The 7706-nt window shown below is 67.3% G+C and carries 6 protein-coding genes; 4 read left to right on the forward strand and 2 right to left on the reverse strand.

Translation table 11 applies throughout. The features are described from left to right. Window positions 1–123 precede the first annotated feature (123 nt). Window positions 124–1185 (forward strand): Rv2578c family radical SAM protein, encoded by a 1062-nt coding sequence (locus ELR45_RS14385; protein ID WP_129667014.1) that lies wholly within the window; start codon window positions 124–126, stop codon window positions 1183–1185. A 40-nt stretch (window positions 1186–1225) separates the two neighbouring features. Here the strand turns inward: ELR45_RS14385 and ELR45_RS14390 are convergent, their stop codons facing one another. After that, on the reverse strand, window positions 1226–1447 hold the full coding sequence (locus ELR45_RS14390) for a hypothetical protein (RefSeq protein ID WP_129667015.1): 222 nt from the start codon (window positions 1445–1447) through the stop codon (window positions 1226–1228). A gap of 142 nt (window positions 1448–1589) precedes the next feature. Between ELR45_RS14390 and ELR45_RS14395 the strand changes: the two genes are divergently transcribed. Both ELR45_RS14395 and ELR45_RS14400 read left to right on the forward strand, forming a co-directional pair. Next, the gene (locus ELR45_RS14395) at window positions 1590–1850 is read left to right on the forward strand and encodes an LPXTG cell wall anchor domain-containing protein (protein WP_165367770.1); all 261 of its coding nucleotides are present in this window, start codon (window positions 1590–1592) and stop codon (window positions 1848–1850) included. A 260-nt stretch (window positions 1851–2110) separates the two neighbouring features. Then, entirely contained in the window at window positions 2111–4840 is a 2730-nt protein-coding gene (locus tag ELR45_RS14400) for an ExeM/NucH family extracellular endonuclease (RefSeq protein ID WP_205856588.1), read from the forward strand. Between the two features lie 121 nt (window positions 4841–4961). On the opposite strand, the gene ELR45_RS14405 is transcribed toward ELR45_RS14400, so the two are convergent. Next, entirely contained in the window at window positions 4962–6464 is a 1503-nt protein-coding gene (locus tag ELR45_RS14405) for an APC family permease (RefSeq protein WP_205856589.1), read from the reverse strand. Between the two features lie 223 nt (window positions 6465–6687). Here ELR45_RS14405 and ELR45_RS14410 point away from each other — a divergent pair. Then, a partial coding sequence (locus tag ELR45_RS14410; RefSeq protein WP_129667115.1) for a M20/M25/M40 family metallo-hydrolase occupies window positions 6688–7706 on the forward strand: 1019 nt, incomplete at its 3' end.

A 7706-nucleotide genomic window follows, 5' to 3' on the forward strand; every position in this document is an offset into this window, starting at 1 on the left:
ACGAGGTCGCCGGTGCAAGCATCGCCGCCAGTGGGGACCGCGCCGACCTGACGCCGTACCTTCCTCTCCTCTGAGGTTCACTGTGTACTGGCAATTGTTCAGTACATGTGTTCGAATGGGGTCATGCGTTGGGACCGCCAGTCGTTGGACATCGAGGCCGGAGAGGCGCTTCCTGGCCTGCGCCGGATTCCGGGCCTGGTGCGCAGTGTGACAACTCCTGAGTTCGCGGGGGTGACCTTCCATGAGGTCACCGCGCGCAGCGTGCTCAACAAAGTGTCTGCCAGCTCCGACGTGCCGTTCGGCTGGACGGTGAACCCGTACCGCGGATGTACTCATTCCTGTGTCTACTGTTTCGCTCGCGGGAGTCACGAGTGGCTGGAGCTGGATCCCGGGCGGGGGTTCGATACCGAGATCGTCGTCAAGGTGAACGCGCCTGAGGTGCTCGCCCGCGAGGTAGCGCGGAAGTCCTGGACACGTGAGCATGTCGCGCTTGGCACCAACACCGATCCTTATCAGCGGGCGGAGGGTCGCTACGCGCTGATGCCGGGAATCATCCGGGCGCTCTCCGGGACAGGCACGCCGTTCTCCATCTTGACCAAGGGCCCACTGCTCAAGCGCGACCTACCGTTGCTGGTGGATGCGTCGTCATCGGTAGACATCGGCATGGCCGTGTCCATCGCGATCATGGACGAGGATCTCCATCGCAGCGTGGAGCCGGGAACGCCCTCTCCAAGGGCCAGGATGGGGCTGGTCCGCGCGATCCGGGACGCGGGGTTCGACTGTTCGGTCCTGCTCGCACCGGTGTTGCCCTGGCTGACCGACTCCGCCGAGCAGCTCGAGGAGTCCGTGGCCGCGCTGGCCGAGGCTGGTGCCACCCGAGTGGCTATGATCCCGCTCCACCTTCGTCCAGGGACGCGTCCCTGGTTCATGCAGTGGCTCCGGCGCGAGCATCCCGGGCTCGTCTCCCGGTATGAGTGGCTGTACAGCCACGGGGCCTACGTGTCGCGGGAGTACAAGGAGTCGCTCAAGGAACGCGTTGATCCCCTCCTGGATCGCTACGGCCTGAACGGGCCTCGTGCTGGCCATCGAGGTCTGGAACGGCGGCGGGACGGAGCGGCGAGCGACGCGACGGCAGCGGCGTCCGAGCCTGGAGCGGCGTCGAATGAACAACTGAGCCTGATCTGAGACACGGTGGCCAGCACCCGCGGGATGGTCGAACAGACAGTCAACGGCCACGGTTTCGCGGGTGCTGACGGGCCGTTCTCTCGTTGCCGTGTTTGTAGTTTCCAGTCCAGCGGGCCATGACCTGCTGCGGGTCGTCGTCCACCTCGTCGAGAAACTCCTGAGCTCGCAGCCCACGCAAGGTGGTCGCGACCCTGCCGTTATGGGTGATGACGACGGTTCCGTCGGCTCGGTCCGTGTAGTCGAATCCCTGTGCTGTGCCCATGACCAACGATCCTAATGAGGGGACGGAAGGCGCGTTCGTCGATCTTCGGCGTCGACAGCATCCCAGGACAGACGTTGTCCGCCGCAAGATGTAGCGTGTTCTCCGTTCGATGTGGACATCATTTACGTGGGTGGAGGTTTCGATGCGCAAGCTCAGGCGCTCTTATCAGCTCTTCGTCGCTGCGGCGTTAGGCCTTGTCGGTGTCGGCCTGGCGTCCGTTCCAGCGTCCGCCGCACCGGGCGGGCCGTTGGCTGACACCGGCTCGTCCGTGCAGTGGTGGCTGATCATTGCGATCGCCGTCCTGGTCGTCGGAGGCGGGCTCTACGCCTACTCGCGGTGGAGCAGCAGTAAGCGCGCCGGTGGGGCCGGCACCGATGGCGGGACGGGCGCCAGCGGCGAGTAGGGCGAGCAGCGCGAGCAGACCGGCCCGAGCATATTGGGCCCGGTGATGTGAATGACCGGGCCCGGGCATGCGCTCATGGGTGTGTCATGTCCCGGCAACGTGACGTCGGCCACTCGTTCATCCTCTTTCGGTAGGTTCGCCGCGGTTATTCCGTCTTTGGAGGTTTTATGCGCCGGACCGGGCGTTTGAGGGGGCCGCTCGCGGCCGCGACAGCAATAGGGGTGGCGGGGGCCGGCCTCGTGGGGATCGCGCCTGCCGCCATGGCGGATGGGGAGCCGTTCGTCAGCGAGATCCATTACGCGGGCGGGGATGACGCGGACTTCGTCGAGCTCGAGGGGGCCGAGGGCACCGACGTGTCCGGGTGGACGCTCGGCTCGATCACGCGAGGTGACAGCCCGCACACCGCGAACCACGTGGTCACAGTGCCGGACGGGACGAGCATTCCGGAGTCGGGTGCCGTGGCTGTCGACGTGCCGATCACCAACTCCACCAACACAGGGTACGGATCGAGCGTCTTCGCCGTCGACGCCGACGGCGAGCTGGTCGACTTCTGGACCCTCGGGTTCCGGCCGGACGAGAACGGCGGCACCGACGGTGGCAGCGTGGCGGGCGGCAGCGAGCTCCTGCCCGAGTCCGTCCGCGGGCAGTCGGCCCGGCCGACCAACGTGACCGCGGCCTCCGGCGGCGAGTCGGTTCAACTGGTCGAAGGCGAATGGGTCAGCGCCGTGCCGTCCAAGGGTCTCCCTAACGGCGACGACGGCGGGCCCGTCGATCCTGGTGAACCAGGCGAGGACTCGCACACCATTCCCGAGATCCAGGGCGAGGGGTCCGAATCGGACCTGGTCGGTGAGACGGTCACCACGTCCGGTGTCGTCACTGCCGCCTACCCCAGCGGCGGATTCGACGGCTACTACATCCAGACGCCTGGCAGCGGCGGCGACGCCGACCCAGCGGAGCGCACTGCGTCGGACGGGATCTTCGCCTACTCCCCACAGACTGTCGGATCGGTGGAGGTCGGTGACCATGTCCAGGTGACCGGCGCGGTGGAGGAGTTCAACGGACTCACTGAGATCGTCGTCGGCGCCGACGGTCTGGCGATCTCTGACGAGCCTGCCGAAGCCGTCAAGCCGGTCGAGTTCGAACTCCCGGAGACCGATGAGGGACGCGAGCCGTTCGAGGGCATGCTCGTCAGCCCGGTCGACGGCTATGTCGTGTCGGACACGTTCGCCCTGGGCGGCTGGGGGACCAGGGCGTTCGGCTCGATCGGTCTCGGGCTTGGCGGTCCGCTGGTGCAGGAGACCGACGTCGCACCCCCGGGGACGCCGGAGTACGACGAGGCGGTCGCTGACAACGAGGCACGGGCCGTGACGCTCGATGACGGTCAGTCGGCGCGGACATCGTCGGATCAGGAGGTTCCGTACCTGACGGCGAACACCCCGGTACGGACAGGCGTGGAGCTGACCTTCGTCGACGACGTGATCTTCGACTACCGGTTCCAGTGGAACTTCCAGCCCACGCGCCCCGTCAACGGTGAGGCGTCGGACATCGTCCTCTTCGACGGTGGCAACACCCGTGAGCAGAACGAGACGCCGGCCGAGGTCGGCGGTGATGTCACGATCGCCAGCTTCAACGTGCTCAACTACTTCACCACGTTGGGTGTGGACCTCGAGGGCTGCACGTCGTACGAGGACCGCGACGGCAACCCGCTGACGGTCAGGGGCGGTTGCGATGCCCGTGGCGCGTGGGACCAGGAGAACCTGGAGCGGCAAGAGGCGAAGATCGTCGCAGCGATCAACAAGCTCGACGCCGACGTGGTCGCGCTGCAAGAGATCGAGAACTCCGCGAGGTTCGACAAGGACTCCGACGCCGCTCTCGCGGATCTGGTCGACGCCCTGAACGAGGAGGCGCCGGGCACCTGGGCCTACGCCGAGACGCCGGAGCAGACGCCGGCGCTGGAGGACCAGGACGTCATCCGCAACGCTTTCATCTACAAGCCCGACGTGGTGGAGCCGAGCGGCGAGTCTGTGATCTTGATCGATGACCCCGCGTACGACAACGCACGCGAGCCGCTGGCGCAGCAGTTCACGGTCACCGAGACCGGCTACTCGTTCATCGGCGTCGTCAACCACTTCAAGTCCAAGGGTGGGGACTGCCCTGATGACACACCCGAGGGCTGCTTCAACTCCGACCGCGTCGCCCAGGCAGAATCCCTGGTCGAGTTCGCGGACGAGTTGGCCGGCGAGTCGGGCACCGAGGATGTCTTCCTGATCGGCGACTTCAACGCGTACGGCCAGGAGGACCCGATTCAGGTTTTCCGTGACGCGGGGTACACCGACTTGGCTTCCGAGTTCGACGCCGGCTCGACCTACGTTTTCGATGGCAAGGTAGGGTCGCTCGACCACGTTCTGGCCAGCTCCTCAGTGTTCGACGGCGACCTGGTCCGCGGCGTCGATGTGTGGAACATCAACTCCGTCGAGTCGGTGCTGGCGGAGTACTCGCGCTACAACTACTTCGCCAGCGAGGTGTTCGAGCCGGGAGCGGTCTGGCGGGCCAGCGACCACGACCCGATCGTCGTCGGCATCGGGCCGGACGACTCCGGCGGGGAGCCCGGTGACGAGACCGGAGCCGAGGACGGTGCGGAGGACGGCGGCGACGCCGGTTCCGAGGTCGGCTCGGACGCGGGATCTGAGACGGGCTCAGACGACGGGTCGGACGACGGGTCGGACGACGGCACCGACGCCGGCGGCGACGCCGGTTCGGATGACGGGTCCGACAGTGGCACGGACACGGGCTCAGACACCGGGTCGGACGGCAGCGAGCAGGGTGGCACCGACACCGGAGGAGACACCGGCGCCGAGGGTGACGACGACCTGCCGGACACCGGTGCCGGAGCTTCGGCTGGGTTGATTGCAGCCGTCATCGCCGCGCTGGCGGCCGGCGCCGGCCTCTACTCCTGGTCGCGTCGTCGGGCCCTCTACCAGGTCGGCTAGCGTCCAGCGCCCTGATGGGGCCTCGACCTCCTATGAGGTGGGCATCACCTCGCGGGCCGTCTGAACAACGGTCCCGCGAGGTGAATGCCGGGCCGGCAACGTGCTGACGAGGAATCGACGGTCAGTCCCGGCCGAGGACGAGATAGTTGAGCCGGTCTTCGGAGAGCTTGGCGTTCTCCTTGCGGCGCAGCAGGAAGATGACCAGTCCGAGGGCGACCCACACGCCGAGCGCTGTCAGAGACTCCGGGCCCAAGGCGGCGGGCGAGGCAGGGACGAGCAGCAACGCGAGGAACGACAGTCCGGTTAAGGCGCCGAGGGTACTGATCACCCTCGTCTTCGTGGAACTCTGGACGCGTGCGGCCTTGAGCTGCTGCTCGGTGGCATCGGTACCCATGACCGCGCTGGGCCGCAACGACAGTCGCAGAGCGACTACACACGTGTACGTGTACGCGATGGTCACACCGACTGAGGACATGTCGACCACCCACAGCAGCACCTCGCGTCCGAACCACGGAGCCAGCAGGCAGATACCGCAGACGAACGCGATTCCGATGTAGGGCGTCCTGCCGGTGGGGTGAAGCTTGGCGAAGGCGCTCGGAATCATCCGGCCGCGGCCCATGGCGAACAACAGCCGGCTCGCCGCGAGATAGAAGCCGTTGAGCCCGGTACAGATTCCCATGGAGACCGACAGCGCCAGCAGTGTTGTCCCAGCGCCGCCGAACAGGTCTGAGATGGCGTCGCCGGTGCCCCATCGGGGCTCGGAGTCGACGAGGTCGGTCCACGACGTCGCGGCAGCGGTCACCAGGATCATCGCCGAGTAGATCAGCGCCGCTACGATGATCGCGGCCACGATCAGCCGGAACGCCTTGTGCGGGGAGAAATTGAACTCCTCCGCGGCTTGCGGCACGTTGTCGAAGCCGACGTAGGCCCACGGCGCGATGGCGACGACCGCCAGCACTGCGACCCACGCGGTGTCATCGACGGCGAACAGCGGCTCCACATTGCCCAGCCGGCCGTCCGGGTGCAAGAGCACACCCAGCAGCATCGCGGCGACCCCGGTGAGCATGATCAGGCAGAAGATCAACTGCAACCGACCGGACAGCGTGGTGCCCCGTACGTTCAGGACGGCGAAGATCAGCAGCGCGGCGCTGGCGATCAGGACCTCGCCCAGGTACACATCCCAACCGGCGACCTCGTAGAGCTTGCCCCGCTCAGCGACCTCCGGGAGGACATAGCGGGCGAGCAGGGCTAGTGCGGAGGCGTTGAGCGCCACGATGCAGATGTAGCCGAGTGTCAGGAACCAGCCGCACAGCACCGCATGGTTCCGGCCGAACGCGGACAGGGTGTAGGCGAACTCACCACCCGACACCGGGAAGGTGCGGATCAGTGTGCCGTAGCTCACCGCGATGAGCAGCATCAGCAGGCCGCCGATCAGGAAGCCGAGAATCGCGCCGAGTGGTCCGGCCGTAACCATCCAGTCGGTCGGAAGGACGAACGCGCCCCAGCCGACGGCCGACCCCAGGGCGACCGCCCAGATCCAGCTGGGCTTGAAGGTCCTGGACAGCTCCATACGTTGCTCGTCCTGGATCGGCACGGCGTCGCCACCGCCGGTCATGCGCTCCATAGGCCGGACACCTTCATTCAACTTGTTGACGAAAGCACACAGAATACTGGCCGACCACATGTCACTTCGGGTTCCCCGCCCGGCGCGGCCGGATGCCGGGGTACCAGCGCATGTCGTGGCGACGCGGTTCCATACGGTGGCCGCCGGCGACGTGGCGCACCGTCTTCGGTGACTGACGATCGGCCTGACTGCGACCCGGGCGGGCGCGCTAGAGTGCACGTTTGTGACTGATCTGCGTGACTCCGTACAGGCCGTGCTGCCGTCCGCCCGTGCAGACCTCGAACGGCTCGTCCGAATCCCAAGCGTGAGCGCCGATCCGGCGGCGACGACGGCCGTGCGCTCCAGTGCGGAGGCCGTCGCGGACCTGGCCCGGGAGGCCGGAGCGGTGGATGCCCAGATCCTGGCGGTCGACGGAGGTGCACCGGCGGTGGTGGCCCACTGGCCGGCGCCGGACGGTGCGCCCACGGTTCTTCTCTACGCACACCACGACGTCCAGCCGCCCGGCAACGTCGATGACTGGACGAGCGAGCCGTTCGAGCCCACGGAGCGCGACGGCCGCCTCTTCGGCAGGGGCGCCGCGGACGACAAAGCCGGAGTGATGGCGCACATCGCGGCGTTGCGGGCTTTCGACGGCCGCCCGCCGGTGGGTGTGGTGCTCTTTGCCGAGGGAGAGGAAGAGATCGGCTCGCCGACGTTCACCGCCTTCCTTGAGACGTATCGCGACCGCTTGAGCGCCGATGTGATCGTGGTCGCAGACTCGGTGAACTGGAGCGTGGACGTTCCGGCGCTCACCACCAGCCTCCGCGGCCTCGTCGACTGCCAGGTCGAGGTGCGGGTGCTGGAACGCGCCGTACACTCCGGCATATTCGGTGGCCCGATCGTGGACGCGCTGACGGCGCTGTGCAGACTGCTTGCCACGCTGCACGACGCCCAGGGTGACGTCGCCGTTCCCGGGCTCGCGGCGGACACTGCCGCGGACCTGGACTATCCGGCCGAACGGTTCCGCGAGGAAGCGAGCGTGCTGGACGGGGTGCAGCTGTCCGGTACCGGCTCGCTCGTCGACCGGCTGTGGACGAAGCCGGCCGTATCAGTGCTCGGCATCGACGCGCCGACGGTGGCGGACGCCGCGAACATCCTTGTACACCGGGCGCGGGCCAAGGTCAGTATGAGGCTGGCGCCAGGTCAGGACCCGCGGGCCGCGATGGACGCCCTTGGTGAGCATCTGCGCGGCCACGCCGAGTT

Source organism: Phytoactinopolyspora endophytica (assembly GCF_004138495.1).
GTDB classification, from domain to species: domain Bacteria; phylum Actinomycetota; class Actinomycetes; order Jiangellales; family Jiangellaceae; genus Phytoactinopolyspora; species Phytoactinopolyspora endophytica.